This is a genomic window from Pseudomonas sp. Root329 (assembly GCF_001424925.1).
Classification (GTDB): Bacteria; Pseudomonadota; Gammaproteobacteria; order Pseudomonadales; family Pseudomonadaceae; genus Aquipseudomonas; species Aquipseudomonas arabinosi.
In genome coordinates this window covers 74290-99960 of the sequence record NZ_LMCV01000008.1, presented here as the reverse complement: position 1 = coordinate 99960, position 25671 = coordinate 74290, and the positions used below count along the sequence as shown (strand labels likewise).

At 59.9% G+C, this 25671-nt stretch carries 20 protein-coding genes; 3 read left to right on the top strand and 17 right to left on the bottom strand.

The window, feature by feature from the left end; genetic code table 11:
* Positions 1-72 precede the first annotated feature (72 nt).
* Entirely contained in the window at positions 73-510 is a 438-nt protein-coding gene (locus ASC74_RS09845; RefSeq protein WP_056741203.1) for a hypothetical protein, read from the top strand.
* A 42-nt stretch (positions 511-552) separates the two neighbouring features.
* On the opposite strand, the gene ASC74_RS31595 is transcribed toward ASC74_RS09845, so the two are convergent.
* From ASC74_RS31595 to ASC74_RS09835, 3 genes are all read right to left on the bottom strand, one after another.
* Positions 553-690 carry a hypothetical protein gene (locus ASC74_RS31595; RefSeq protein WP_156400810.1) on the bottom strand — a complete coding sequence of 46 codons (138 nt, stop codon included), beginning with the start codon at positions 688-690 and terminating at the stop codon, positions 553-555.
* A 176-nt stretch (positions 691-866) separates the two neighbouring features.
* The gene (locus tag ASC74_RS09840) at positions 867-1157 is read right to left on the bottom strand and encodes a DUF6124 family protein (protein ID WP_056741201.1); all 291 of its coding nucleotides are present in this window, start codon (positions 1155-1157) and stop codon (positions 867-869) included.
* Between the two features lie 516 nt (positions 1158-1673).
* Positions 1674-2576, bottom strand: coding sequence for a LysR family transcriptional regulator (locus ASC74_RS09835; RefSeq protein WP_056741199.1), 903 nt, complete (start codon positions 2574-2576; stop codon positions 1674-1676).
* Positions 2577-2742: 166 nt separating this feature from the next.
* Between ASC74_RS09835 and ASC74_RS09830 the strand changes: the two genes are divergently transcribed.
* Positions 2743-3969, top strand: coding sequence for an MFS transporter (locus ASC74_RS09830; protein ID WP_442965772.1), 1227 nt, complete (start codon positions 2743-2745; stop codon positions 3967-3969).
* Between the two features lie 187 nt (positions 3970-4156).
* On the opposite strand, the gene hemE is transcribed toward ASC74_RS09830, so the two are convergent.
* The 11 genes from hemE to ASC74_RS09775 form a co-directional block, all read right to left on the bottom strand.
* Positions 4157-5224, bottom strand: a complete 1068-nt coding sequence (hemE, locus tag ASC74_RS09825; protein ID WP_056741195.1) for a uroporphyrinogen decarboxylase — start codon at positions 5222-5224, stop codon at positions 4157-4159.
* A 252-nt stretch (positions 5225-5476) separates the two neighbouring features.
* Positions 5477-6895 (bottom strand): FAD-dependent oxidoreductase, encoded by a 1419-nt coding sequence (locus tag ASC74_RS09820; protein WP_008149580.1) that lies wholly within the window; start codon positions 6893-6895, stop codon positions 5477-5479.
* A 33-nt stretch (positions 6896-6928) separates the two neighbouring features.
* Positions 6929-11374: a glutamate synthase large subunit gene (gene gltB, locus ASC74_RS09815; RefSeq protein WP_056741193.1), complete on the bottom strand. Its 4446-nt coding sequence runs from the start codon at positions 11372-11374 to the stop codon at positions 6929-6931.
* 507 nt (positions 11375-11881) lie between these two features.
* Complete coding sequence (locus ASC74_RS09810) at positions 11882-13474, bottom strand: AAA family ATPase (protein ID WP_056741191.1); 1593 nt, start codon at positions 13472-13474, stop codon at positions 11882-11884.
* A gap of 10 nt (positions 13475-13484) precedes the next feature.
* A complete protein-coding gene (gene aroB / locus ASC74_RS09805) occupies positions 13485-14585 on the bottom strand; it encodes a 3-dehydroquinate synthase (RefSeq protein WP_056741189.1) in 1101 nt (366 codons plus the stop codon).
* 151 nt (positions 14586-14736) lie between these two features.
* Complete coding sequence (gene aroK / locus ASC74_RS09800; protein WP_010464421.1) at positions 14737-15255, bottom strand: shikimate kinase AroK; 519 nt, start codon at positions 15253-15255, stop codon at positions 14737-14739.
* Positions 15256-15259: 4 nt separating this feature from the next.
* Positions 15260-17350: a type IV pilus secretin PilQ gene (gene pilQ, locus ASC74_RS09795; RefSeq protein WP_056741187.1), complete on the bottom strand. Its 2091-nt coding sequence runs from the start codon at positions 17348-17350 to the stop codon at positions 15260-15262.
* A 13-nt stretch (positions 17351-17363) separates the two neighbouring features.
* Positions 17364-17891, bottom strand: coding sequence for a pilus assembly protein PilP (locus ASC74_RS09790; protein ID WP_056741185.1), 528 nt, complete (start codon positions 17889-17891; stop codon positions 17364-17366).
* Entirely contained in the window at positions 17888-18511 is a 624-nt protein-coding gene (gene pilO, locus ASC74_RS09785) for a type 4a pilus biogenesis protein PilO (RefSeq protein ID WP_056741183.1), read from the bottom strand. The genes ASC74_RS09790 and pilO overlap by 4 nt, the downstream gene beginning before the upstream one ends.
* Positions 18508-19074, bottom strand: a complete 567-nt coding sequence (locus ASC74_RS09780) for a PilN domain-containing protein (protein ID WP_056741181.1) — start codon at positions 19072-19074, stop codon at positions 18508-18510. Before ASC74_RS09780 ends, pilO begins: the two co-directional genes overlap by 4 nt.
* On the bottom strand, positions 19074-20138 hold the full coding sequence (locus tag ASC74_RS09775) for a pilus assembly protein PilM (RefSeq protein WP_046045616.1): 1065 nt from the start codon (positions 20136-20138) through the stop codon (positions 19074-19076). The genes ASC74_RS09780 and ASC74_RS09775 overlap by 1 nt, the downstream gene beginning before the upstream one ends.
* Positions 20139-20356: 218 nt before the next feature.
* Between ASC74_RS09775 and ASC74_RS09770 the strand changes: the two genes are divergently transcribed.
* Entirely contained in the window at positions 20357-22798 is a 2442-nt protein-coding gene (locus tag ASC74_RS09770; RefSeq protein ID WP_442965771.1) for a penicillin-binding protein 1A, read from the top strand.
* A 243-nt stretch (positions 22799-23041) separates the two neighbouring features.
* On the opposite strand, the gene ASC74_RS09765 is transcribed toward ASC74_RS09770, so the two are convergent.
* The 3 genes from ASC74_RS09765 to rpmE all read right to left on the bottom strand — a co-directional run bounded on the left by ASC74_RS09765 (position 23042) and on the right by rpmE (position 25539).
* The gene (locus ASC74_RS09765; RefSeq protein ID WP_056741177.1) at positions 23042-24310 is read right to left on the bottom strand and encodes a malic enzyme-like NAD(P)-binding protein; all 1269 of its coding nucleotides are present in this window, start codon (positions 24308-24310) and stop codon (positions 23042-23044) included.
* Between the two features lie 183 nt (positions 24311-24493).
* The gene (locus ASC74_RS09760; RefSeq protein ID WP_056741175.1) at positions 24494-25294 is read right to left on the bottom strand and encodes a thermonuclease family protein; all 801 of its coding nucleotides are present in this window, start codon (positions 25292-25294) and stop codon (positions 24494-24496) included.
* 14 nt (positions 25295-25308) lie between these two features.
* Complete coding sequence (rpmE, locus tag ASC74_RS09755; RefSeq protein WP_008080648.1) at positions 25309-25539, bottom strand: 50S ribosomal protein L31; 231 nt, start codon at positions 25537-25539, stop codon at positions 25309-25311.
* Between the last annotated feature and the right edge of the window lie 132 nt (positions 25540-25671).

The window sequence follows — 25671 nt, the reverse complement described above, 5'->3', positions numbered from 1 at the left end:
CCAGCCTGCTCGAATCGAAAACGCTGATACGTCGCATGACTCGCGGTCCTCTTTCACGTCAAGGAGATGACCATGCAAGTGAAAGCCTTGATCGCCGCGTTACTGTTCGGCCTGCTGCCCAGCGCCAGCCAGGCGACCAATCTGATGTACTTGCCTTTTGAGACAGTCCTGTCCAATGCGATCCGCGCCGGGCGGCTCGATGGCAGCGTGAGGTTCTACCTGGCCGGCAACGGACCGACGGAGCACCTTCAAGTGTTGCGCACGAATGTCGTCAGCGACTGGCCCACCAATGCCTCCAACAAGAGCGATTTCGATGCCTGCGAGTGGGCAGTGCAATCGACGTTGATCGAGTTGCAAGCAGAAGCAAAGCGGGTCGGGGCGAATGCGGTGACCAACATCGTGAGTTATTACGATCAGCATGTGCGCAAGGACCTGAACACCTATGAGTGCCGGGCCGGAGTGTTTGTGGCGCGAGTCGCGTTGCGCGGGGATTTGGTGCGCGTTCAGTAAAACGGAACACCCCCGCGCTCGGCGCAGGGGTTGTCCATAGGCTTACTGGGCTTGAATCAATTTGCTTTCAGCGACGCCAGCGCGACCTGTCTTGTCGTCGACGACTTGCAGGTTGTTGCGCGCCTTGATGAAGCCCACTTTCACTTCCTGCCAGACAACGTAGTTCTTGCCAGCTTCCATTCAACGATTTCCGTAACGTCAGAAACGACAAAGGGCGCCTTTCGGCGCCCCTTCACAAACAGGTCGGCTTGTCATCGCCCTGTACCTGTCCGGCTCTGCGATGGCTGGTTACCCAGGATCCTCAGAGTCTCACAAGCCCCTTTCGGGAAAGCAGGCAGTGTTAGCCCCCTGGCGCACTAGGATGGATCGAGGTTATCCAACACCCGGTTCACCGCCAATTCTCCCAGCATGATCGACTGTTGAATCCCCAGCAGTATGTTGCTTTGCGATCCTTCCAGACACCTCGCGAAATCACTCGCCATGACATTCGCTGATGCCAGGGATTCACAGGCGTATTCCAGCAAAGTTTGGTTGTCGATATCGGGGGCGATGAGGAAGATTTTGCTTGGTGTGCGTGTTTCGGAATCCGTTGATTCGGATGAAGTGACCGGATCGGAATCCGGCGGGTTCGGAGTTGGCTTGAACATTGGGAAGGTCTTCCTGTTAGTAGTGCCGCAACCTGTCTCGCTACTAAACGGAAGGGTGGCAGCTGTGCGCAAGTTAGTAGACCGGACACCGACCCAAATCCGGCGCACCCAAGGGCGCCATGCGCACAGCTACCATCAAGCGCAGGCGTATGCCTGACTGAACGACGCTTGTGCATTCGTTTGGGAGGGAAAACCAGGCTACTAAACCCGATCACTGGAAATCAGTGATGCGAACGAAGTTACCGATGCCCCCCAAAGCGCACAAGCCGGCGGATTCTGGAGTAGTTGTAGGCAATGCCGCAAGGTGCTGTGGCCTGTTCAAGGTAGTTCGGAAATGTCCTACACCCTTCAGCGAAGCGTCCGTTATGGCATAGGCAACTGCACCATTTTTGGTGAGATTGCGGACGCTTTCGCGAGCAGGCTCGCTCCCACAGTGGATAGCTGCTAGAGCAGAAATCGTGTTCACACCGCAAAACCCTGTGGGAGCGAGCCTGCTCGCGAATGGCTGCGAAGCAGTCACGTTTTCAGCGGCTCAACCTTACGCGTCAACAACTCCACAAACGCCTTGGCCATCGGCGACTTCTGATCCTTGCGCTGCACCAGCCACACCGCCGATACAGCCTCAGGATCGAGCAGAGGTCGATAGACCACCCCTTCGATCCGCATCCGCTGATAAGACGCCGGCAGCACCGAAACACCCAGCCCCGCCGCCACCAGACCAATGATCGTCATCGCCTCGCCAGCCTCTTGCGCAAAGTGCGGACTGAAGCCGGCATCCCGCGCCAGGCTGAGCAATTGTGCGTACAGACCACTGCCATAACTGCGTGGGAAAAATACGAAGGGCTCGAGGGCCAGGGCCGACAGAAACAAACCTTCTTCACTATCGGTCACTAATGGATGCTTGGAGCTGAGCACCGCCACCAGCGGCTCACGCATCAACTCCACCACGCTGAGCGAGTCCGGCAACCCAAGCGGCCGCATGATCCCGACTTCAATCGACTCATCCACCAACGCATCGGCAACCTGGGTGCTGCTCATCTCCCGCAGGTTCAGGTGCACCGCCGGGAATCGCTGACGAAATGAAAAAATCGCCTGGGGGATGGTCGAGTTGAACGGCGCTGACGAGGTGAAGCCAATCTTCAGTTCACCCAGCTCACCCAACTGCGCCCGCCGTGCAACATCCGCCGCCTTGTCGACCTGCGCCAACACCAGCCGCGCCTCTTCCAGAAACAGCCGGCCGGCTTCACTGAGTTCGACCCGACGATTGGTGCGCTCGAACAATCGCGCGCCCACCTCCTGCTCCAGCGCCTGAATCTGCTGACTCAGCGGCGGTTGCGAGATGCCCAGCACCTGGGCGGCGCGGCCGAAGTGCAGTTCTTCGGCAACGGCGATGAAGTAGCGCAGGTGACGCAATTCCATGAAAACTCCATTAGGTCGTTAAACCTATCAAACAGGTCGAACAATATATTGGATTGAATCATTAGGCAGCTATATGCTTTTTTCATTGCCTGACCGGCTGCGTCCTCCGAGGTCCGAAGTGAAAACTGCTGTCGCTCCACTTGCCCATGAAGTTCCGCCCGCAGCGGTGGACGATGTTGTCGCCGAATTAAAGGAGATCTACATCGAAAAAGGCACACCGATGTTCATGCGCACGGTACTGGCGCTGTTCTCCGGCGGCTTCGCGACTTTCGCCCTGCTCTATTGCGTGCAGCCGATGATGCCGCTGCTGTCCCATGAGTACTCCATCAACGCCGCCCAGAGCAGCCTGATCCTGTCGGTCGCCACCGGGATGCTCGCCATTGGTCTGCTGATCACCGGCCCGATCTCTGATCGCATCGGGCGCAAACCGGTGATGGTCGCCGCGCTGTTCGCCGCCGCGCTCTGCACAATTGCCAGTTCAATGATGCCTAGCTGGCACGGCGTGCTGGTGATGCGGGCGCTGATAGGGTTGTCATTAAGCGGTCTGGCAGCAGTCGCCATGACTTACCTGAGCGAAGAAATTCACCCGCAGCACATCGGTCTGGCCATGGGTTTGTACATCGGCGGCAACGCGATTGGCGGGATGTGCGGACGCTTGATCACTGGCGTGTTGATCGACTTCGTCAGCTGGCACACGGCGATGCTGGTGATCGGCGGCCTGGCCCTGATTGCAGCGGCGGTGTTCTGGAAAATCCTTCCCGAGTCGCGCAACTTCCGCGCGCGCTCATTGCACCCGCGAAGCTTGATTGACGGCTTCACCATGCACTTTCGCGACGCCGGTCTGCCGCTGCTGTTCCTTGAAGCCTTCGTGCTGATGGGCGCGTTCGTCACCCTCTTCAACTACATCGGCTATCGCCTGCTGGCCGAGCCGTATCACATGGATCAAGCCTTCGTCGGGCTGCTCTCGGTGGTGTATCTGTCGGGTATCTACAGCTCGGCGAAGATCGGTTCGCTGGCTGACAAACTGGGTCGCCGCAAAGTGCTGTGGGCAACCATCGTGCTGATGATCGCCGGCCTCGCCCTGACCATGTTTACGCCGGTGCCGGTGGTGATCATTGGTATGTTGATCTTCACTTTCGGCTTCTTCGGCGCCCATTCGGTGGCCAGCAGCTGGATCGGCCGCCGGGCGATCAAAGCCAAGGGGCAGGCGTCGTCGCTTTATCTGTTCAGCTATTACGCCGGGTCGAGCATCGCCGGGACGGCGGGCGGGGTGTTCTGGCACATGGGCGGGTGGAACGGGATCGGGCTGTTCATTGGCGGGTTGCTGGTAATTGCCCTGCTGGTGGCGTTGAAACTGGCGAAGTTGCCACCGCTGGAAAATGTGAAGGCGTGACGCACAACCCTGTGGGAGCGGCGGTGCGACGATTCGACTTGCTCGCGAAAGCGGTGGGTCAGTCGGCATCGAAGTTGAATGATCAACCGCTTTCGCGAGCAAGCCCTCTCCCACATTGACCGTGTACGATCTGGAACCTCATACAAAAACGCCCGGCATAAGCCGGGCGTTTTTTATCGGGCCACGATCACTCGTGATACTGCGCCGACAGTTCATGCACCGCGCGCAGGAAGGCGCCGGCGTGTTCCGGGTCGACTTCAGGCGTGATGCCATGGCCGAGGTTGAACACGTGGCCGCTGCCCTTGCCGTAGCTGGCGAGGATGCGGCCGACTTCGGTGCGGATGGCTTCTGGCTTGGCGTACAGCACGGTCGGGTCCATGTTGCCTTGCAGGGCGACTTTGCTGCCGACGCGATCACGGGCGCTGCCAATGTCGCAGGTCCAGTCCAGGCCGAGCGCATCAGCGCCAGCGTCGGCAATGCTTTCGAGCCACAGGCCGCCGTTCTTGGTGAACAGGATGACCGGCACTTTGCGACCTTCGTGTTCGCGGATCAGGCCGCTGACGATTTTGCGCATGTAAGCCAGGGAGAACTCCTGGTACGCCGCCGCCGAGAGGCTGCCGCCCCAACTATCGAAGATCTGTACCGCTTGCGCCCCGGCCATGATCTGGCCGTTGAGGTAGCTGGTGACCGTCTGCGCGAGCTTGTCCAGCAGCAGGTGCAAGGCTTGCGGGTTGTCGTAGAGCATGGTTTTGGTCTTGCGGTAGTCTTTCGACGAGCCGCCTTCGACCATGTAGGTGGCCAGGGTCCATGGGCTGCCGGCGAAGCCGATCAGCGGCACGCGGCCGTTCAGTTCGCGGCGGATGGTGCTGACCGCGTCCATGACGTAGCCGAGGTCTTTGTGCGGATCAGGGATTGGCAGGGCTTCGATGTCAGCCAGGGTGCTGACGACTTTCTTGAAGCGCGGACCTTCACCGGTTTCGAAGTACAGGCCTTGGCCCATGGCATCGGGGATGGTCAGGATGTCGGAGAACAGGATCGCCGCGTCCAGTTGTGGGTAGCGGTCGAGCGGCTGCATCGTGACTTCGCAAGCGAACTCCGGGTTCATGCACAGGCTCATGAAGTCGCCGGCCTTGGCACGGCTGGCGCGGTATTCCGGCAGGTAGCGACCGGCCTGACGCATCATCCAGACAGGCGTGACGTCTACGGGTTGCTTGAGCAGGGCGCGAAGGAAACGGTCGTTCTTCAGGGCAGTCATGTCGGCATCCGGAAAAAAAGTGCGGGCATTTTCTCAGAGCGCGACGCAAAAGGCACGGTTGCAGGTCAGCCTTTTGTCTATCGGGTCAATTTGTCGCGTTGGAACACGATTTTCGCGACACCGAGAAACAACTGTGGGAGCGGGCTTGCTCGCGAAAGCGGTGTGTCAGGCAACATCAATGCTGACTGGCACTCCGTCTTCGCGAGCAAGCCCGCTCCCACATTTTGATCGTATTCCAATCTCAGGAAATGATCAGACGCCCAGGTAATCCAGGATCCCTTCGGCGGCATTGCGGCCTTCGAAGATCGCCGTTACCACCAGGTCAGAACCGCGAACCATGTCGCCACCGGCGAAGATTTTCGGGTTGCTGGTCTGGTGCTTGTACTGACCTTGTTCCGGTGCCACAACGCGGCCCTGGCTGTCGGTCTGGATGCTGTGCTGTTCGAACCACGACGCCGGGCTCGGACGGAAACCGAACGCGATGACCACGGCATCAGCCGGGATGATCTCTTCGGAACCCGGAATCGGCTCGGGGCTGCGACGGCCACGTGCGTCCGGTTCGCCGAGACGGGTCTCGACCACCTTCACGCCTTCGACGCGGTCTTCACCGACGATCGCGATTGGCTGGCGGTTGTAGAGGAATTTCACCCCTTCTTCCTTGGCGTTCTTCACCTCTTTGCGCGAGCCCGGCATGTTCGCTTCGTCACGACGATAAGCGCAGGTCACCGACTTGGCGCCCTGGCGAATCGACGTACGGTTGCAGTCCATCGCCGTGTCGCCGCCACCCAGTACCACCACCTTCTTGCCTTTCATGTCGACGAAATCTTCCGGCGACTTTTCAAAGCCCAGGTTGCGGTTGACGTTAGCGATCAGGAAATCCAGCGCGTCATGCACGCCCGGCAAATCCTCACCAGCAAAGCCGCCCTTCATGTAGGTGTAGGTGCCCATGCCCATGAACACGGCATCGTATTCTTCGAGCAGTTGCTCGACAGTCACGTCCTTGCCCACTTCGGTGTTCAGACGGAACTCGATGCCCATGCCGGTGAAGACTTCGCGACGATTGCTCAGCACGGTCTTTTCCAGCTTGAACTCAGGAATGCCGAAGGTCAGCAGACCACCGATTTCCGGGTTCTTGTCGAACACCACCGGGGTCACGCCGCCACGCACCAGCACGTCGGCACAGCCCAGGCCCGCCGGGCCTGCGCCGATCACCGCAACACGCTTGCCGGTCGGTATGACCTTGGACATGTCCGGGCGCCAGCCCATGGCGAACGCGGTGTCGGTGATGTACTTCTCGACCGAACCGATGGTCACCGCGCCGAAGCCGTCGTTGAGGGTGCAGGCACCCTCGCACAGACGATCCTGCGGGCACACCCGGCCGCACACTTCCGGCAGGGTGTTGGTCTGGTGCGACAGCTCGGCAGCCTGGAGGATGTTGCCCTCGGCCACCAGTTTCAGCCAGTTCGGAATGAAGTTGTGCACCGGGCACTTCCATTCGCAATACGGGTTACCGCAACCCAGGCAGCGGTGAGCCTGATCGGCCGAATGCTGGGGTTTGAAGGGTTCGTAGATCTCCACGAACTCTTTCTTGCGTTGACGCAACAGTTTCTTCTTCGGATCTTTGCGCCCGACATCGATGAACTGGAAGTCGTTATTCAGACGTTCAGCCATTGTTAAAACCTCATCAAACTCTTCAGGCGCATATCACTGCGGGTTGGCACGGGTGCTGGAAAGCAACGATTTCAGGTTGGCAGCCTTGGGCTTGACCAGCCAGAAACGACGCAGATAGTCATCGAGGTTTTCAGCGAGGTTACGACCCCACTCGCTGTCGGTTTCCTCGACGTATTCGTTCAGCACGCGTTGCAGGTGGCTGCGATAGGCTTCCATCGCCTCACCGCTGATCCGCTGGATTTCCACCAGTTCGTGGTTGACCCGGTCAACGAAGGTGTTGTCCTGGTCGAGCACGTAGGCGAAACCGCCGGTCATGCCTGAGCCGAAGTTGTAACCGGTCTTGCCCAATACGCAGACGAAACCACCGGTCATGTACTCGCAGCAGTGATCGCCAGTGCCTTCAACCACCGTGTGAGCACCGGAGTTACGCACCGCGAAACGCTCGCCCGCGGTACCGGCGGCGAACAGCTTGCCGCCAGTGGCGCCGTACAGGCAGGTGTTGCCGATAATGGCACTGTCCTGAGTCTTGTAGACGCTGCCTTTCGGCGGAACGATGACCAGCTTGCCGCCGGTCATGCCTTTGCCGACGTAGTCGTTGGCGTCGCCTTCCAGGTACATGTTCAGGCCGCCAGCGTTCCACACACCGAAGCTCTGACCGGCCGTCCCTTTGAAGCGGAAGGTGATCGGCGCATTCGCCATGCCTTGGTTGCCGTGCTTGCGAGCGATTTCACCGGAGATCCGCGCGCCGATCGAGCGATCGCAGTTGCAGATATCCAGCGCGAAATCAGCGCCGCTCATGTCGTTGATCGCCGAGGTGGCGAGGTCGACCATTTTCTCGGCCAGCAGGCCTTTGTCGAACGGTGGGTTACGGTCGACCTGGCAGAACTGAGGCTTGTCCGCCGGGATGTGATCGCTGCCCAGCAATGGGGTCAGGTCCAGATGTTGCTGCTTGGCAGTCTGGCCTTCGAGGATGTCCAGCAGATCGGTACGACCGATCAGCTCTTCGAGGGAGCGCACGCCCAGCTTGGCCAGCCACTCACGGGTTTCTTCGGCGACGTAGGTGAAGAAATTCACCACCATGTCGACGGTCCCGATGTAGTGATCCTTGCGCAGCTTCTCGTTCTGAGTCGCGACGCCGGTGGCGCAGTTGTTCAGGTGGCAGATACGCAGGTACTTGCAGCCCAGGGCGATCATTGGCGCGGTGCCGAAGCCGAAGCTTTCAGCGCCGAGGATCGCTGCCTTGATCACGTCGAGGCCGGTTTTCAGGCCGCCGTCGGTTTGTACCCGCACTTTGCCGCGCAGGTCGTTGCCACGCAGGGTCTGGTGGGTTTCGGCCAGGCCGAGTTCCCACGGAGCGCCCGCGTATTTGATCGAGGTCAGCGGCGATGCACCGGTGCCGCCGTCATAGCCGGAGATGGTGATCAAGTCCGCGTAGGCCTTGGCCACACCGGCGGCGATGGTGCCGACGCCCGCTTCTGCCACCAGCTTCACCGAGACCAAAGCCTTCGGGTTGACTTGTTTCAAGTCGAAAATCAGCTGCGACAAGTCTTCGATCGAATAGATGTCATGGTGCGGCGGCGGCGAGATCAGGGTCACGCCCGGCACTGCGTAACGCAGCTTGGCGATCAGACCGTTGACCTTGCCACCTGGCAGTTGACCACCTTCGCCGGGCTTGGCGCCCTGAGCGACTTTGATCTGCAGCACTTCAGCGTTGACCAGGTATTCCGGGGTCACACCGAAACGGCCAGTCGCCACTTGCTTGATTTTCGAGCTCTTGATGGTGCCGTAACGCGCCGGGTCTTCGCCGCCTTCGCCGGAGTTGGAACGCGCACCGAGGCGGTTCATGGCTTCGGCCAGGGCTTCGTGAGCTTCCGGCGACAAGGCGCCGAGGGAGATGCCCGCGGAGTCAAAGCGCTTGAGCACCGATTCCAGCGGTTCGATCTCGCTGATGTCCAGCGGCGTGTCCAGGGTTTTGACCTCGAACATGTCACGGATCATCGAGACCGGACGGTTGTCCACCAGCGCCGTGTATTCCTTGAACTTGCTGTAGTCGCCCTGCTGCACAGCGGCTTGCAGGGTGTTGACCACGTCCGGGTTGTACGCGTGATATTCGCCACCGTGGACGAACTTCAGCAAACCGCCCTGCTGGATTGGCTTGCGCGGGCTCCAGGCTTCGGCCGCCAGGGCTTTCTGCTCGGCTTCGATGTCGACGAAACGCGCACCCTTGATGCGGCTTGGTACACCACGGAAGCTCAGGTCGCAGACTTCTTCAGACAGGCCGATGGCTTCGAACAACTGCGCACCGCGGTACGACGTGATGGTCGAGATGCCCATCTTCGACAGGATCTTCAGCAGGCCTTTGGTGATGCCTTTGCGGTAGTTCTTGAACACCTCATAGAGGTCGCCCAGCACTTCACCGGTGCGGATCAGGTCGCCCAGCACTTCGTAGGCCAGGAACGGATAGACCGCCGAGGCGCCGAAACCGATCAATACGGCAAAGTGGTGCGGATCGCGAGCGGTCGCGGTTTCCACGAGGATGTTGGAGTCGCAACGCAGGCCTTTTTCGGTCAAGCGGTGGTGCACCGCGCCGGTGGCCAGGGAAGCGTGGATCGGCAACTTGCCCGGCGCAATGTGACGGTCACTCAGCACGACCTGGGTACGACCGGAGCGCACAGCTTCTTCAGCCTGATCGGCGACGTTGCGGATTGCTGCTTCGAGGCCGACGCTTTCGTCGTAGTTGAGGTCGATGATCGCGCGCTCGAAGCCCGGACGATCGAGGTTCATCAGCGAGCGCCACTTGGCCGGGGAAATGACCGGCGAGCTGAGGATCACGCGCGAGGCGTGTTCCGGCGACTCCTGGAAGATGTTGCGCTCGGCACCGAGGCAGATCTCCAGCGACATGACGATGGCTTCACGCAGCGGGTCGATCGGCGGGTTGGTGACCTGCGCGAACTGCTGGCGGAAATAGTCGTACGGCGTGCGCACGCGCTGGGACAGCACGGCCATTGGCGTGTCATCGCCCATCGAGCCGACGGCTTCGTAGCCTTGCTCGCCGAGCGGACGCAGCACCTGATCACGTTCTTCGAAAGTGACCTGGTACATCTTCATGTACTGCTTGAGCTGGTCGACGTCGTAGAACGCCGAGCCGTGGTCGTTGTCTTCCATGGTCGCCTGAATGCGCAGGGCATTCTTGCGCAGCCATTGCTTGTACGGATGACGCGACTTCAAGCGGTTGTCGATCGCATCGGTATCGAGGATCTGGCCGGTTTCGGTGTCCACGGCGAAGATCTGACCCGGGCCAACGCGGCCCTTGGCGATCACGTCTTCAGGCTGGTAGTTCCAGACACCGATTTCCGAGGCCAGGGTAATAAAGCCGTTTTTGGTGGTAACCCAACGCGCCGGACGCAGACCGTTACGGTCGAGCAGGCATACCGCGTAACGACCGTCGGTCATTACCACGCCGGCCGGGCCGTCCCACGGTTCCATGTGCATCGAGTTGTATTCGTAGAACGCACGCAGGTCCGGGTCCATGGTTTCGACGTTCTGCCACGCCGGCGGAATGATCATCCGCACACCACGGAACAGGTCGATACCACCGGTGACCATCAGCTCAAGCATGTTGTCCATGCTGGAGGAGTCGGAACCGACACGGTTGACCAGCGGGCCGAGTTCTTCCAGGTCCATCAGATCGTTGGTGAACTTGGTACGACGGGCCACGGCCCAGTTGCGGTTGCCGGTGATGGTGTTGATCTCGCCGTTGTGGGCGAGGAAGCGGAACGGCTGAGCCAGCGGCCATTTCGGCAGGGTGTTGGTCGAGAAGCGCTGGTGGAACACGCAAATCGAGGTTTGCAGGCGCTGATCGCTGAGGTCTGGATAGAAGGCGGTGAGATCCGCCGGCATCATCAGGCCTTTATAAATGATGGTCTTGTGCGAAAAGCTGCAGACGTAGTGATCGGCGTCGGCGGCGTTGGCCACGGACGAGCGACGACGGGAGGTGAACAGCTTGACGGCCATGTCCTGATCGCTCAGGCCATCACCGGCGATGAACACTTGTTCGATCTGCGGCAGGCGCTCAAGGGCCAAGCGGCCAAGGACGCTGGTGTCGATCGGCACTTTGCGCCAGCCGACGAGGGTCAGGCCCGCAGCGAGGATCTCGCGGTTCATGTTCTCGCGAGCGGCTTCGGCTTTGACCGGGTCCTGGTTGAAGAAGACCATGCCCACCGCATATTGCTTGGGCAGTTCGACGCCGAAGGTTTCCTGGGCGATGGCTCGCAGGAACACATCCGGCTTTTGAATCAGCAGACCGCAACCGTCACCGGTCTTGCCGTCGGCGTTGATCCCACCGCGGTGGGTCATGCAGGTCAGGGCCTCGATGGCCGTTTGCAAAAGGGTATGACTGGGCTCGCCCTGCATATGGGCTATCAGGCCGAAACCGCAGTTATCCTTGAATTCATCTGGTTGGTACAGACCTGCTTTCATAGACACTTTCTCACCAGGCTGCCTCTTGTCGAGGCAAATTTCTTTTCAATTCAACCACTTACCATCCGCGCCGAACGTACGCCAGCTTTGCGGGGGCAAAAGGGAGGTCATTGTACACACCGACACAGAGGCTCACAAATTTGACGACGAAATGTCGCAAATCTATGTCGCATTTGTGAAAGGTTTAAAGCGATATGCTGTGCTAGTCAAAACTTTTTTAATTTTGACCGCAACGACTCAAAGACTACTGTGACGCAGACACCACAAGGCACGCGGCCCAGGGTCTGCTGGTGCTTGTTGACGAACCGCGTTGTGATGACAACGTGTGCGAGGCAAGGCGCGGGATGCTGCCAATGGCTTTTCCCTTGGCAAATCCCGCAACGCAGCCTCGCACATGTTGGCGCGCAACGCGGTCGTCAGCAAGCGCCAGCAGACCCTTAGGGCGGCATGCGCTTGTAGAAATTTTGAGGTGCCGGGAGAGGCGGCCTGGGTAAGGCCGCCGAATCTTCAGCGAGTTGTTGCCAGTTCCTGTTGGACGCTGGCGACAGTGCGAGGCCAAGGTTTACCAGCCTGAACCTTCGCTGGCAAGGCCTTGATGGCGGTAACGGCTGCATCGCGGTTGGCGAAGCTACCGTAAGTGATGACGTAAAGCGGCTTGCCGTTAAGGACTTTCTTGAAATAACGGTACTCGCCGCCCTGCTCCTTGACGAAGGATTGCGCGGCCGTTTCAGAGCTGGTGCCGAGGATCTGCACCACGTAGTTACCCGGCGCTTGCCCTGCGTACCAGGTGCCGCCGGCGGCCTTGGCCACGGTGGCTGGTTTCTCGGCAGGTTTGGCGGCAGCGGTGGCGGCGGCTGGTTTGGCTGGCACTGGAGCTGGCTTCACGGCAGGCGCAACCGGGGCTGGCTTGGCAGTCGCGACCTGAGTCGGAGCAGGCTTGGCGGCTGGCGTCGGTGCAGGACCGGCCGACAGACCTGCTGGAGGCGCGGTAGTGGTCACGGTCGGCGGCGTAGCGCTCGAACCTTCGACCGGCACGCCGTCGTCGCCTTCGGTGATGCCACCGGCGGCTTCGGCCAGCGGACCACGCATGACCGGCTGCGAGTTGCCGACCAGCGGCAATGGCATCGGTTGCGAGTTACCGGCGAATTCGACGGCAGGTGCGCCGCCGCTGTTAGGTTTTGGCGTGCCCTGGCCGAGCGGCAGTTGCGCCTGTTCGTTGGCAGGTGCGCCAGTGGTCGGTGCTTTGCTGCGACCCGGCATCAACCAGGCGGCGGCTACCGCGACCACGACAACGGCGGAAATCGCCAATACGTGTTTCTTCGGCATGTTGAACCCCATACTTGGACGCTTCACCGCTGAGCGGCTGGCAATCATGGCTTCGATCATCGCATCGCGGGCAACCTGGTTGATGGTGCCAGGCCAACCGTCGGAGCTTTCGTGAATATCAGAGATCTGATCTGCGGTGAAAAGTTCGATACCCCGGCCGGCGCCTTCGAGTCGCTGCTCCAGATATTCGCGGGTTTCTTCTTCGGTGTAAGGCTGCAACTCGATGACGTGGAAACGCTCTTCCTCGAGGGTCAGAGCCTCCAATTGAGCAATCAGCGACGACTCACCGAACAGGAACACATGCGGACGACCTTCCGGTGCACCGGCGGCCAGGGCCAGCAAGGCTTCCAGCGCGGACTCGTCGAGTTGCTCGGCGTCATCCACCAGCAAATAGACTTCCTGACCCGTCAGTGCAAGCTGCACCACTTGAGCCAGAATCGCACCGATCTCGGCCTGGGCGACATTCAGCGCCTGAGCCACCTGACGCAGCACGCCGGCCGCATCGCCGGCGCCACGGGCGGAAACCACCACGCTCTGCACCGATTGCTTGTTGGTGCTGGCCACCAGGGCCTGACGCAACAGCGTCTTGCCACTGCCTTGCGGGCCGGTGACGACCAGCAGCAACTGACTGTAGCGTGCCAGGTGATGCAGTTGCCCCAGCACCGGTTTGCGCTGGGCCGGGAAGAATTTGAAGCCAGGCACCCGTGGAGAAAAAGGGTCATGACTCAACTGGTAATGGCCGAGGAAAGCCTCGTCGGCGTGCAAACTAGTCATCGGGATCTTATTAACCTTTAAGCTGAGCCAGAGCGCGGTAATCCGCTCCCAGCGTGGCCTGTAAAACCTCTTTCGGATAATCGTCGGTCACCACCGCTTCGCCTATGTGGCGCAGCAGCACCAGGCGCAAACGACCGTCGATCACTTTCTTGTCAATTGCCATGTGTTCGAGAAAATCGGCTTCAGTCATCTCTTCAGGCGGGATGACCGGCAGGCCGGCACGCTGGAACAGACGAATGCCGCGATCGCGCTCTTGCTCGCTGATCCAGCCCAGGCGCGCGGACATTTCCAAGGCCATTACGGTGCCAGCAGCGACCGCCTCACCATGTAACCAGACACCATAGCCCATGTGGGTTTCGATGGCATGGCCGAAGGTGTGACCCAGGTTGAGCGTGGCGCGAACACCGGTCTCCCGTTCGTCGGCACCGACCACCGCAGCCTTGGCCGCGCAAGAGCGCTCGATGGCGTAAGTCAGGGCGACCTGGTCCAGGGCGCGCAGGCGATCGACGTTGTCTTCGAGCCAGGTCAGGAACGGCTCGTCGCAGATCAGCCCGTATTTGATGACTTCAGCAAGCCCGGCGGACAGTTCGCGGGCCGGCAGGGTATTGAGGGTAGCGGTATCAATCAGCACCACGTTCGGCTGATAGAAAGCGCCGACCATGTTCTTGCCCAGCGGATGGTTGATCCCGGTCTTGCCGCCCACCGAAGAGTCGACTTGCGACAGCAGCGTGGTCGGGATCTGGATGAAATCGACACCTCGCTGGTAGCAGGCGGCCGCAAAACCGGCCATGTCACCAATCACACCGCCACCGAGGGCGATGACCGTGGTACGGCGGTCGTGCCGCGCGGTCAGCAGACCGTCGAAAATCAGTTGCAAGGTTTCCCAGGTCTTGAACGCTTCGCCGTCGGGCAGCACCACGGAAACCACCGAGAATTGTGCAAGGCTGCGGGTCAGACGCTCGAGATAGAGCGGCGCAACGGTCTCGTTGGAGATGATCGCCACTTGCCGTCCGCGGATATGCGGGGCCAGCAGCTCAGGCTGATCCAACAAACCTTCGCCAATATGAATCGGGTAGCTGCGCTCGCCTAGATCGACCTTGAGTGTCTGCATGTGTCCCCACAGTGAAGATGGAATCAGGCGTCCTGCCTTGAGTTAACGAATGTCCACGGCGTCTGCTGATGTGACGCCGTTCGGTAGCCATCTGCCACAACCTTGAGCGGCCATGACAGGACGCCGAGGATAGCGCATTTCGCGCTGCGCTTTAACGGGGAGGTAGCTGCTGCAAGCGTTCGAGAATATCGAGCACCACCATTCGCGGCGGCCGCTCATCGGTTTCCACCACCAGATCGGCGATTTCCCGATAAAGCGGATCGCGGATCGCCAGCAGATCCCGAAGGGTCTTGGCCGGATCGGCAGTACGCAACAGGGGTCGATTGCGATCGCGGGAAGTGCGGCCGACCTGCTGCTCGACAGACGCATGCAGATAGACCACTCGCCCGCCGGCGTGCAGCGCCCGACGATTAGCCTCGCGCATCACCGCGCCGCCACCGGTCGCCAGCACCACGCCGTCGCACCCGCACAGCTCGGCGATCATCGCCTGCTCGCGGTCACGAAAGCCCGGCTCGCCTTCTTTATCGAAAATCCACGGGATATTGGCGCCCGTGCGCAATTCAATTTCCTTATCGGAATCTTTGAACGGCAGACGCAGCTCTTTGGCCAGCAACCGGCCGATGGTGCTTTTTCCAGCCCCCATCGGTCCAACAAGAATCAAATTTCGCACAGAATCAATGACTCACAGCAATCGCCTGGTTATTCATGATACGCGGAGTGAGAAATACCAGCAGCTCGGATTTTTTCTCCGAAACCACGTCACGCCGGAAAAGGCGGCCAAGATACGGCACATCACCGAGAAATGGCACCTTATCTACAACCTTGCTTTGAGTATTTGAGAAAACCCCACCAATCACGATGGTCTCGCCGTCGTTGACCAGGACCTTGGCATTGACCTCGTTTTTCTTGATCGGCGGTACATCCTGCACCTTGTTCAGGTAATCCGGTTCGTCCTTGGTGACCTTGACCTCCATGATGATCCGGTTGTCCGGAGTGATCTGCGGCGTCACCTCCAGCGACAGCGAAGCCTCCTTGAACGACACCGAGGTAGCGCCGCTGGAGCTGGCTTCCTGATAGGGAATCTCCGTGCCCTTGAGGATTTTCGCGGTTTCCTTGTCCGACGTGACCACCTTGGGCTGCGAGACAATTTCGCCGTTGCCGGTTTTCTCCATGGCCGTCAGCTCGAGATCCAGCAGCACATTGTCGGTGATGAAGGCGATGCCGAGCCCCGAGGTGTTGGCGGCGGCGCCCATGTCGACGAATGGCGAGTTGGTGCTGGTGCTGCCAGGCGTACCGATGGTCGACGAAGCATTAGCCCCATTATTGCTGACGCCCGAGGTGTTCCAGTTGCCCTTGTTCTGCAACGAACCGCCCCAGCGCACGCCGAGGCTTTTGTCATAGTCGACGTTGGCTTCGACGATGCGCGCCTCGATCATCACCTGACGCACCGGGATATCCAGTTGCGCGACGATACGGCGGAGCTCGTCCAGGCGATCCTGGGTCTGGTAGGCAATGATGTTATTGGTCCGCTCATCCACCGTGATCGAGCCCCGCTCGTCGGCTTTTGCCTCGGCACTGGTCACCGACTGGAACAGCTTGGCGATATCGGCAGCTTTGGCGTAGTTGACCTGCAACAGCTCGCGACGCAGGGGCGCCAGGTCGGCGATTTGCTTTTGCGACTCTAGTTCCTGACGCTCGCGGGCGGAAATTTCATCGGCCGGCGCCACCAGCAAAACGTTACCGATCTTGCGTTTATCCAGGCCCTTGGTTTTCAACACCAGATCCAGCGCCTGATCCCACGGTACGTTCTGCAAACGTAGCGTGATGCCGCCCTGCACTGTGTCGCTGGCCACCAGATTGAGGTTGGTGAAATCGGCGATCAGTTGCAGCACCGAACGCACATCGATGTCCTGGAAATTCAGCGAGAGCTTTTCACCGGTGTAGGCGAAGCGTTCGGTGTTGCGTTTCTGCAAGTCATCGACGGTCATCGGCCTGATGCTGACGGTCAGCTTGTTGTCGGTCTGGTAAGTCGAATAATCGAAAGCGCCGCCGGGCTCAATACTGATCGTGGCCCGATCACCCGTGGCACTGGCGTTGACGAACTGCACCGGCGTGGCGAAATCCTTGACGTCCAGACGGACACGCAACGGTTCAGGCAATTGGGTCTTGGCGAAACTGAGGATGATCTTGCCGTCGCGCTCCTGAATGTCCGGGGCGATGGAGGGATCCGACAGATCGATGACCACATTGCCTTCGCCCTGGGTGCCGCGCTGGAAATCCACACCCCGGATGGCCTTGCCCACTGGCGCATAGGCTTTTGCCGGGGCTGGCGTTGCAGTCGCTGCGCGCGGCGTTTTGGGCGCCGGACTGGAGACCGTTTTGTTGGCGCCTTGGCCGACCACCACGAACAGAGTATTGCCTTCGACCCGTGCGTTATACGGCGTCAACTGGGTCAGATTGATGATCAGTCGCGTACGGTCCTTGGCTTGCACCACCGTGGCGCTGCGGGCATTTCCGCCGCCCAGGTCACGATTTTTGCTTTTTAGCTGACTGACGACGCCAGGCAGATCCAGCGCAATCCGCGCAGGCGATTCCGTGGTGTAACCGTGGGGCGGTGGTGGCGGCCCATCGAACGACAACTTCAACTCGACGCGGTCCCCCGGCAGCGCGGCGACATCCAGCGCTTTGAGGTTGGCCGCTAGTACCATCGGCGACAGCAACGCTATCCATAGCGAAATACCGAAGGTTGAGAAAATCCTGTTCATTATTCGAGTTCCACTATGAGTGCTCTTTCAAAGGGATGGTCCGCGGCCGCTCCAGCCAGGCGCCTTCGCCGTCGGGAACGATTTCGACCACATCGACCTGCGAGCCACTGATGGCGACGATCCGCCCATCGTTACGCCCCAGGTAATCGCCGACTTTCAACCGATGCACCCCGCCCGCCCCGCGCAGCAGCGCAAAGGAGCCGGTCGCATTGGCGATCGTTCCGACCATTTCAAACTGCTCGATGTTGAAACCTTCGAGGTACTGCTTGACCCGATTCGGGTCGGGTTTGACGTTGCGCGAACCGTGTTTCTGGCCGGCCAGATCGACTCTGATCTGTCGGGAAAACGGGCTTCGCAGGTTGGCGGCGCTGTAGGTGAATGTTGGGTAAGACCGAAATGTCGGCGTTGGTTCAATCTTGCCGGGCGCACGTAAACGCATTTCGTTCATGTACGCGTCCAGGTCGCTGAAGTCATTACCACTGCCGCAACCAGTCAGGCTGGCGACCAATACCATCATCGAAAAGCAACGAATCGGGCTCATTTTTGCAGCCCCTTGTCGTTGTAGCGGTAGGTCTTGGCAAGGATGCTCATGCGCAACTTCGGGCCACCTTCCGGGTTGGCCGGCGCAAGATCGAAGTCATGCAGGGTGACAATCCGTGGCAGTCCGGCGACGCCGCTGACGAAGGTGGCAAGGTCGTGATAGGCACCGGTGACGGTGATCTGGATCGGCAGCTCGATGTAGAACTGCTGCGTGTTCTCCGGCAGCAGTTTGATCTCTTCGAACTCCAGGCCACTGCCCAGGCCGGTGCGAGTGATGTCCTCCAGCAGGCCGGGCACTTCGGTGTCACTGGGCAATTGCCGCAGCAGCACGCCAAAAGAGTTCTCCATTTCCTTCATCTGCTGCGTATACAGCTCCAGATTCGCCGCCATATGGGCTTTGTTGGCGAATTGCTCCTTGAGGGTCGACTCTTCCTCGCGCTTGAGTTCGAGATGGCTCTGAAGGTCGCTGATGGAAAAACTGTAGCCCAGCGAAAGCACCAGAATCATAAGCAGGATTCCCGCCAGTGCCTTGATGGCCGGCGGCCAGGAACCCATGTTATTGGTGTCCAGGTCACTGATGTCGATCTTGCGCAGGCCTTCGAACCAGTCAGACAGCCTCATTTGCCGCCCTCCGCAGCGGCGGGCTGAGTCTGACGAACGGTCAGCTGGAAGACGTTGGCCTGATCCAGCTGACCGGCGGTCGTCGCTTTGACTTCCGTGAGGCTGGGCGCATCAAACCAATCGGACGCATCCAGATTGCGCATCAGGTCCGAAACACGATTGTTGGATTCTGCCGCGCCCGTAATGGACAGGGTTTTGCCGGCCATTTTCACCTCGGTGAAGTACACCCCGTCCGGCAAGGTACGCGCTAACTGATCGAAGATCCGCCCGCTGATCGGACGGTTACCTTGCAGGTCCTGGATGATGCGCATGCGCTCGACCAGTTGCTGGCGACGGGCCTTCAAATCGCTGATCTGTTTAATCCGCTCGTCGACCACGGCAATCTGTTTGCCGATGTAATCGTTACGAGCCACTTGCCGATCAATAGCGCCACTGATGACCTGGTTCGCGATCAGCACCGCGCCCACGGCCCCCACCATCACACCGACCAGCGCCAGCAAAAAGCGTTTGCGGCGCGCTTCACGCTGCTCTTCGCGCCAGGGTAAAAGATTGATCCGCGCCATCAGTCGAAACTCCTGAGGGCCAGCCCGCAGGCGATCATCAGTGCCGGCGCATCGCTGGCCAGAGCACCGGCGTTGACCTTGCTGCTCAGGGCCATGTCGGAGAAGGGGTTGGCCACTTGCGTCGGCGTACCCAATCGTTGCTCGATCAACCGGTCCAGCCCCGGGACCGATGCGGTACCGCCGGCCAGCAGGATGTGATCAACCGAGTTGTACTGACCGGAGGCGAAGAAAAACTGCAATGAACGCGACACCTGCTGCACCAGCGCATCGCGAAACGGCTGCAACACCTCACTGACGTAATCGTCCGGCAAACCACCCTGCTTCTTCGCCAGCCCCGCCTGCTCAAGGGTCAGGCCATAACGTCGCTGGATTTCCTCCGTCAGTTGACGACCGCCGAACAATTGCTCGCGGGTGTAGATGATCCGCCCCTGGTGCAGCACGCTCAGGGTGGTCATGGTGGCGCCGATATCAACCACCGCTACCGTCAGACGCTCCTGAGAAGCCGCCAGTTGGCTCGCCAGCAATCCGTAGGAACGCTCTAGCGCATAAGCCTCGACGTCGACCACACGGGCTGTCAGGCCGGCCAGGGCCAGTGCCGCTTCCCGGACCTCGACGTTTTCCTTGCGACAGGCCGCCAGCAGCACATTGACTCGCTCGGGGTTGCGCGCAGAAACGCCCTGGACCTCAAAGTCGATGGCCACTTCGTCCAATGGATAAGGGATGTATTGATCGGCCTCGATCTTCAGCTGGTTTTCCATTTCGTCGTCGGAAAGACCGGCGTCCATCTCGATGGTCTTGGTGATCACCGCCGAACCGGCCACGGCCACGGCGACATTCTTGAGGTTGGTTCTGGCCTTGAGCAGCACGCGCGCGAGTGCCTGCCCTACGCCTTCGAGCTCGGCGATATTTTTCTCGACCACCGCGTTGGTGGGCAAAGGTTCCACCGCATAGGCCTCGACCCGATAGCGGTCGCCTTGGCGGCTTAGCTCCAGAAGCTTGACCGACGTGGAGCTGATGTCGATCCCCAGAAGCGTATTGGCCTTTTTATTGAAGAGTCCTAGCACTACCAATTCCCTATGACTATCCGTGTCTTACGGACTCTGTAATATCCGTTGCGTTCAAACCACCCGTCTTGACAGCAGCGCAAATGACGCCCTCGACGGAAAAATGCTTATAATGCCCAGCGTTTTTTTCCGGTTTTTACTTCAAGCGCGGGTCGTTCCCTGTTTATCTGAACCCTGATGCCAAATTCATTCTTTGCCCTGGATGTCCAAAAGCCTTGATTCGTCTGCTGAAATTTTTCGGTTGGTCCATCGTCGCCGTTTTCTGCGGACTGCTCCTCGGTCTTAGCGGCGCCTTTCTCTACCTTAGTCCGGGTTTGCCATCCGTGGAGGCGCTGAGAAGCATCCAGTTGCAGATTCCTTTGCGGGTCTACAGCAGCGACAACAAGCTGATCGCAGAATTTGGCGAAATGCGCCGCACACCGATCCGGTTCGCCGACATTCCCCCCAATTTCATTAATGCGTTACTAAGTGCTGAAGACGACAACTTCGCCAACCACTACGGCGTCGACCCCAGCAGCCTGATGCGCGCGGCCAGCCAGTTGGTAAAAAGCGGACACATTCAGTCCGGCGGCAGCACGATCACCATGCAGGTGGCGAAGAACTTCTTCCTGACCAGCGAGCGCAGTTTTTCGCGCAAAACCACCGAAATTCTCCTGGCCCTGCAGATTGAACGGCAGCTGACCAAGGACGAGATCCTTGAGTTGTACGTCAACAAGATCTATCTGGGCAACCGCGCCTACGGCATCGAAGCCGCCGCGCAGGTTTACTACGGCAAGTCGATTCGTGACGTCAGCCTGGCGCAGATGGCGATGATCGCCGGCCTGCCAAAAGCCCCCTCGCGTTTCAACCCGCTGGCCAACCCGGCCCGCAGCAAAGAACGTCGCGACTGGATCCTTGGGCGCATGTACAAGCTCGGCAAAATCACCGAAGCCGACTACACCACCGCGATCAACGAGCCGCTGAACGCCAGTTATCACGTGCCGACCCCGGAAGTGAATGCGCCGTACATCGCCGAAATGGCCCGTGCCGAAATGGTCGGCCGTTATGGCAGCGACGCTTATACCGAGGGTTTCCGCGTCACCACCACGGTGCCGAGCAACCTGCAGGAAATGGCCAACACCGCAGTCCACGAAGGGTTGATGACCTACGACCAGCGTCATGGTTATCGCGGCCCGGAGTCGCGCCTGCCGGGCAAGACTCGCGAAGCCTGGACAACCGAGCTGACCAAGCAGCGCACCATCAGCAGCCTTGAACCCGCCATCGTCACCCAGGTCGACAAGACCGGCCTGCAAGTGATGACCCGTACCGGTGACGAACACGTCAGCTGGGACAGCATGAAATGGGCGCGTCCGTTCCTGAACACCAACAGCATGGGCGCCAATCCGAAGCAGCCTTCGGACGTCGCCCAAGTCGGCGACCTGATTCGTGTGCAACGCCAGCCGGACAACTCGCTGAAATTCAGCCAGATCCCGCAGGCTCAGGGCGCGCTGGTTTCCCTCGATCCGCAGAACGGTGCCATCCGCTCCCTGGTCGGCGGCTTCGCCTTTGAACAGAGCAACTACAACCGCGCCATGCAGGCCAAGCGTCAGCCGGGTTCGAGCTTCAAGCCGTTCGTCTACAGTGCCGCGCTGGATAACGGCTACACCGCCTCCAGCCTGGTGAACGACGCACCGATCGTGTTCGTCGACGAGTACCTGGACAAGGTCTGGCGTCCGAAGAACGACACCAACACCTTCCTCGGCCCGATCCGCCTGCGTGAAGGCCTGTACAAGTCGCGTAACCTGGTTTCGATCCGGTTGGTGCAAGCCATCGGCGTTGGCAAGACCATCGATTACATCACGCGCTTTGGCTTCAACAAGCAGGACCTGCCGCCCAACCTGTCGCTGGCGCTGGGCACCGCGACGCTGACGCCAATGGAAATCGCCACCGGCTGGAGCACCTTCGCCAACGGCGGCTACAAGATCAGCCCCTACATCATCGACAAGATCGAAAGCCGCAATGGCGACACGCTGTTCGTCGCCAACCCGCCGAGCGTCCCGAAAGGCAACGTCGCCACCGACGGCATCGCCGCCCCTGTCGCGGCCAACGCCTTCACCGTCAACGCAACTCCGGGCGAAGCCTTGACCGCCCAGCCAGCGCCACAAACGCCGGCCGTGGCCGAGCGCATCGTCGATGGCCGCACCACTTACATCCTCAACAGCATGCTCGAGGACGTGATCAAACTCGGCACCGGCCGCCGCGCCCTGGCCTTGGGCCGCAGCGACATTGCGGGCAAGACCGGTACCACCAACGAGTCCAAGGACGCCTGGTTCTCCGGGTACAACGCCGATTATGTGACCACTGTCTGGACCGGTTTCGACCAGCCTGAAAGCCTGGGTCGCAAGGAGTTCGGCGGTACCGTCGCCCTGCCGATCTGGATGAGTTACATGGGCGCCGCACTCAAAGGCCTGCCGCCGCATACGCAGGCAGAGCCGGAAGGCATCCTCAGCCTGCGAGTCGACCCGGTCAGCGGCCGTGCGGCCACCCCAGGCACGCCAGGCGCCTACTTCGAGCTGTTCAAGGCCGAAGACACGCCACCCTCGGCGAACGAGCTGGGCAACGGCACTGCGCCGGGCAGCCCACTGCCTGCGGACGAAGCGGCACCGATCGATTTGTTCTGATCGCCTGAAGCTGCAAAAAGCCCCGCCTTCGAAAGAAGAGCGGGGCTTTTTGTTGCGTCAGTAATAAATGCATTTACCGGTCGGCCGCCTTCGCGAGCAAGCCCGCTCCCACAGGGGGAATGCATTCCAATGTGGGAGCGAGCCTGCTCGCGAAGACGTCCTCACTGACACCACAAAAACCACAGGCAATAAAAAGCCCCGACTCATTTGAGCCAGGGCTTTGTGTTGAAGCGCTACAACGACTTAGCCGTTGAACACGTCATCCACGCTTTTCAGCGGGTAGTTCTTCGGATACGGCAGGGTCGCTACGCCGGTCTCGATCGCAGCCTTGGCCACGGCATCGGAGATCACGGTGATCAGACGGGCATCCATTGGTTTCGGAATGATGTACTCACGACCGAATTCCAGTTTGATGCCGCCGTAGGCGTCGCACACTTCCTGAGGAACCGGCAGCTTGGCCAGTTCGCGCAGGGCGTTGGCCGCAGCCACTTTCATTTCTTCGTTGATGCGCTTGGCGCGAACGTCCAGGGCACCACGGAAGATGAACGGGAAGCCCAGCACGTTGTTGACCTGGTTCGGGTAGTCCGAACGGCCGGTCGCCATGATCACGTCATCACGAGTAGCGTGAGCCAGTTCCGGGGAGATTTCCGGATCAGGGTTGGAGCACGCGAACACGATCGGAGTGGCCGCCATGGATTTCAGGCCTTCAGCGCTCAGCAGGTTCGGGCCGGACAGGCCAACGAACACGTCCGCGCCTTTCAGGGCGTCGGCCAGCGTGCGTTTTTCAGTCGCGTGAGCGAAAACAGCCTTGTACTGGTTCAGGTCGTCACGGCCGGAGTGGATCACGCCGGTACGGTCAACCATGAAGATGTTTTCGATGTTGGCACCCATGCTCACCAGCAATTTCATGCAGGAGATGGCGGCAGCACCGGCGCCCAGGCAGACGATCTTGGCGTCAGCGAGGGTTTTGCCAGCGATTTCCAGGGCGTTGATCATGCCGGCCGCGGTAACGATCGCGGTGCCGTGCTGGTCATCGTGGAATACCGGAATGTCGCACTGCTCGATCAGAGCACGTTCGATCTCAAAGCACTCAGGCGCCTTGATGTCTTCCAGGTTGATGCCACCGAAGGTGATGGAGATGCGCTTGACGGTGTCGATGAAGGCTTGCGGGCTTTCGGAGTCGACTTCGATGTCGAAAACGTCGATGCCGGCGAAGCGCTTGAACAGCACGCCTTTACCTTCCATGACTGGCTTGGAAGCCAATGGGCCGAGGTTACCCAGGCCGAGAATTGCGGTGCCATCGGAAATGACTGCAACCAGATTGCCCTTGCCGGTGTACTTGTAGGCGAGTTCAGGGTCGCGGGCGATTTCGCGGACTGGTTCGGCTACACCGGGGCTGTAAGCCAGCGACAGGTCGCGGGCGGTAGCGGTGGCTTTGGTGAGCTCGACGCTCAGCTTCCCTGGACGAGGATGGGCATGATATTCGAGAGCGGCAGTTTTCAAATCAGACATATGGGCATTCCGCTTTTTACTGTGGGACAGACGGACCGCCGAGGATACTCGTGTCGCAAAGTCCCTACAAGACTGACCGGTCACCCCTGTCAAGCACCCGGCCCTACGACTTTGGACCAAGAGCCGCGGAACACAAGGGATTGACTGTTCACAATCGACATTAAAAATGTCTACAATTTTTTATCACTGCGCCATCTGAAGCATCGCCGGGTCGGTCAATGGCAGAAGCCAGCGCGCCTGCCCTTCTTTCAGTCCGCCGCGTCGCGAACGGTCCAGCACCCAGCCACGGGCCTCGATCTGCCTGCCCTTCAGCCGCTCGAGATTCGCCACATCGAACTGCCCCAGCAAATTGGGTGCAACGCGCAATACAACCGAATCCTGCAACTCGATCCAAACCCCGCCGCGATTGCGCTGAACCTTGCTCACACGACCGCTGAGCACAGCGAAACCGGAAGTGTTGATCTGCTCCGCTTTCAGCACAGGGGATTGACGCCACAAGCCGAGGCCGGCCTGACGGGCGCTGTGTTCCGCCGCTTGCTGGCAGTCGACCAGATCGACATTCGGCGCGACCGCTACCTGGAAACCGAGTCCTTCAGCGAGCATCTGCGCTTCAAGGTTGGCGCCATCGGCGCTGTAGACATGGGCCAAGGTGCGACCGTAATGGTCTTTGCTTTCTTTGCCGGGCAGTAAACCGACTCGCCCATCGCTGGCGGCCACCAAAGCCTCCAGGCGTTGGCGTGCCGCCACCGCGAACGGCTCGTCGGAGCGGCCTTTCTTGCCCAGCTCCGGCGTATTCAAACCGATCATGCGCACGCTGCGGCCATCGCTCAGGCGCAGCGTGTCACCATCCACCACCCGTTGCACCGCAACGGATGTCAACCCGCTCGGCGCCGGGCAGAAGGCCTGGGCACCGGAAAGCCAAATCGCAGACACAAAAAAGGCGCCCGCAAGGGACGCCTTTTTCATCAGCAAGGTAAAGCCCATGGGGCTTTGCAACCTTACTCTGCAGCAGCAGGAGCTTTCTTGCCGAAAGCACCGAAGCGGTCTGCGAAGCGCTGTACACGGCCGCCAGTATCCAGAGTCTTCTGCTTACCGGTGTAGAACGGGTGGCACTCGTTGCATACGTCAGTACCCAGTGGCTTGCACAGGTTCGAACGAGTTTCGAACTTGTTGCCGCAGCTGCAAGTTACTTCGATGGTTTCGTACGCTGGATGGATATCGGCTTTCATGGTGTATTCCTCAGGCTAGTGTGCCGCCACTCAACACTATTGTTGAATACCGCACATAATTAGGCCGCGGATTCTACCAGACCTTTGCAATCACGCAAGCTGTCCCTTACACCGACCGTCTGCTAGGCTCCC

Bases quoted from the DNA above. Each gene is read 5' to 3' on its own strand.
- ASC74_RS09845 (WP_056741203.1), top strand. From the start codon at position 73: ATGCAAGTGAAAGCCTTGATCGCCGCGTTACTGTTCGGCCTGCTGCCC.
- ASC74_RS31595 (WP_156400810.1), bottom strand. From the start codon at position 690: ATGGAAGCTGGCAAGAACTACGTTGTCTGGCAGGAAGTGAAAGTGGGC.
- ASC74_RS09840 (WP_056741201.1), bottom strand. From the start codon at position 1,157: ATGTTCAAGCCAACTCCGAACCCGCCGGATTCCGATCCGGTCACTTCA.
- ASC74_RS09835 (WP_056741199.1), bottom strand. From the start codon at position 2,576: ATGGAATTGCGTCACCTGCGCTACTTCATCGCCGTTGCCGAAGAACTG.
- hemE (WP_056741195.1), bottom strand. From the start codon at position 5,224: ATGACTGCCCTGAAGAACGACCGTTTCCTTCGCGCCCTGCTCAAGCAA.
- ASC74_RS09820 (WP_008149580.1), bottom strand. From the start codon at position 6,895: ATGGCTGAACGTCTGAATAACGACTTCCAGTTCATCGATGTCGGGCGC.
- gltB (WP_056741193.1), bottom strand. From the start codon at position 11,374: ATGAAAGCAGGTCTGTACCAACCAGATGAATTCAAGGATAACTGCGGT.
- ASC74_RS09810 (WP_056741191.1), bottom strand. From the start codon at position 13,474: ATGACTAGTTTGCACGCCGACGAGGCTTTCCTCGGCCATTACCAGTTG.
- aroB (WP_056741189.1), bottom strand. From the start codon at position 14,585: ATGCAGACACTCAAGGTCGATCTAGGCGAGCGCAGCTACCCGATTCAT.
- pilQ (WP_056741187.1), bottom strand. From the start codon at position 17,350: ATGAACAGGATTTTCTCAACCTTCGGTATTTCGCTATGGATAGCGTTG.
- ASC74_RS09790 (WP_056741185.1), bottom strand. From the start codon at position 17,891: ATGAGCCCGATTCGTTGCTTTTCGATGATGGTATTGGTCGCCAGCCTG.
- pilO (WP_056741183.1), bottom strand. From the start codon at position 18,511: ATGAGGCTGTCTGACTGGTTCGAAGGCCTGCGCAAGATCGACATCAGT.
- ASC74_RS09780 (WP_056741181.1), bottom strand. From the start codon at position 19,074: ATGGCGCGGATCAATCTTTTACCCTGGCGCGAAGAGCAGCGTGAAGCG.
- ASC74_RS09765 (WP_056741177.1), bottom strand. From the start codon at position 24,310: ATGTCTGATTTGAAAACTGCCGCTCTCGAATATCATGCCCATCCTCGT.
- ASC74_RS09760 (WP_056741175.1), bottom strand. From the start codon at position 25,294: ATGGGCTTTACCTTGCTGATGAAAAAGGCGTCCCTTGCGGGCGCCTTT.
- rpmE (WP_008080648.1), bottom strand. From the start codon at position 25,539: ATGAAAGCCGATATCCATCCAGCGTACGAAACCATCGAAGTAACTTGC.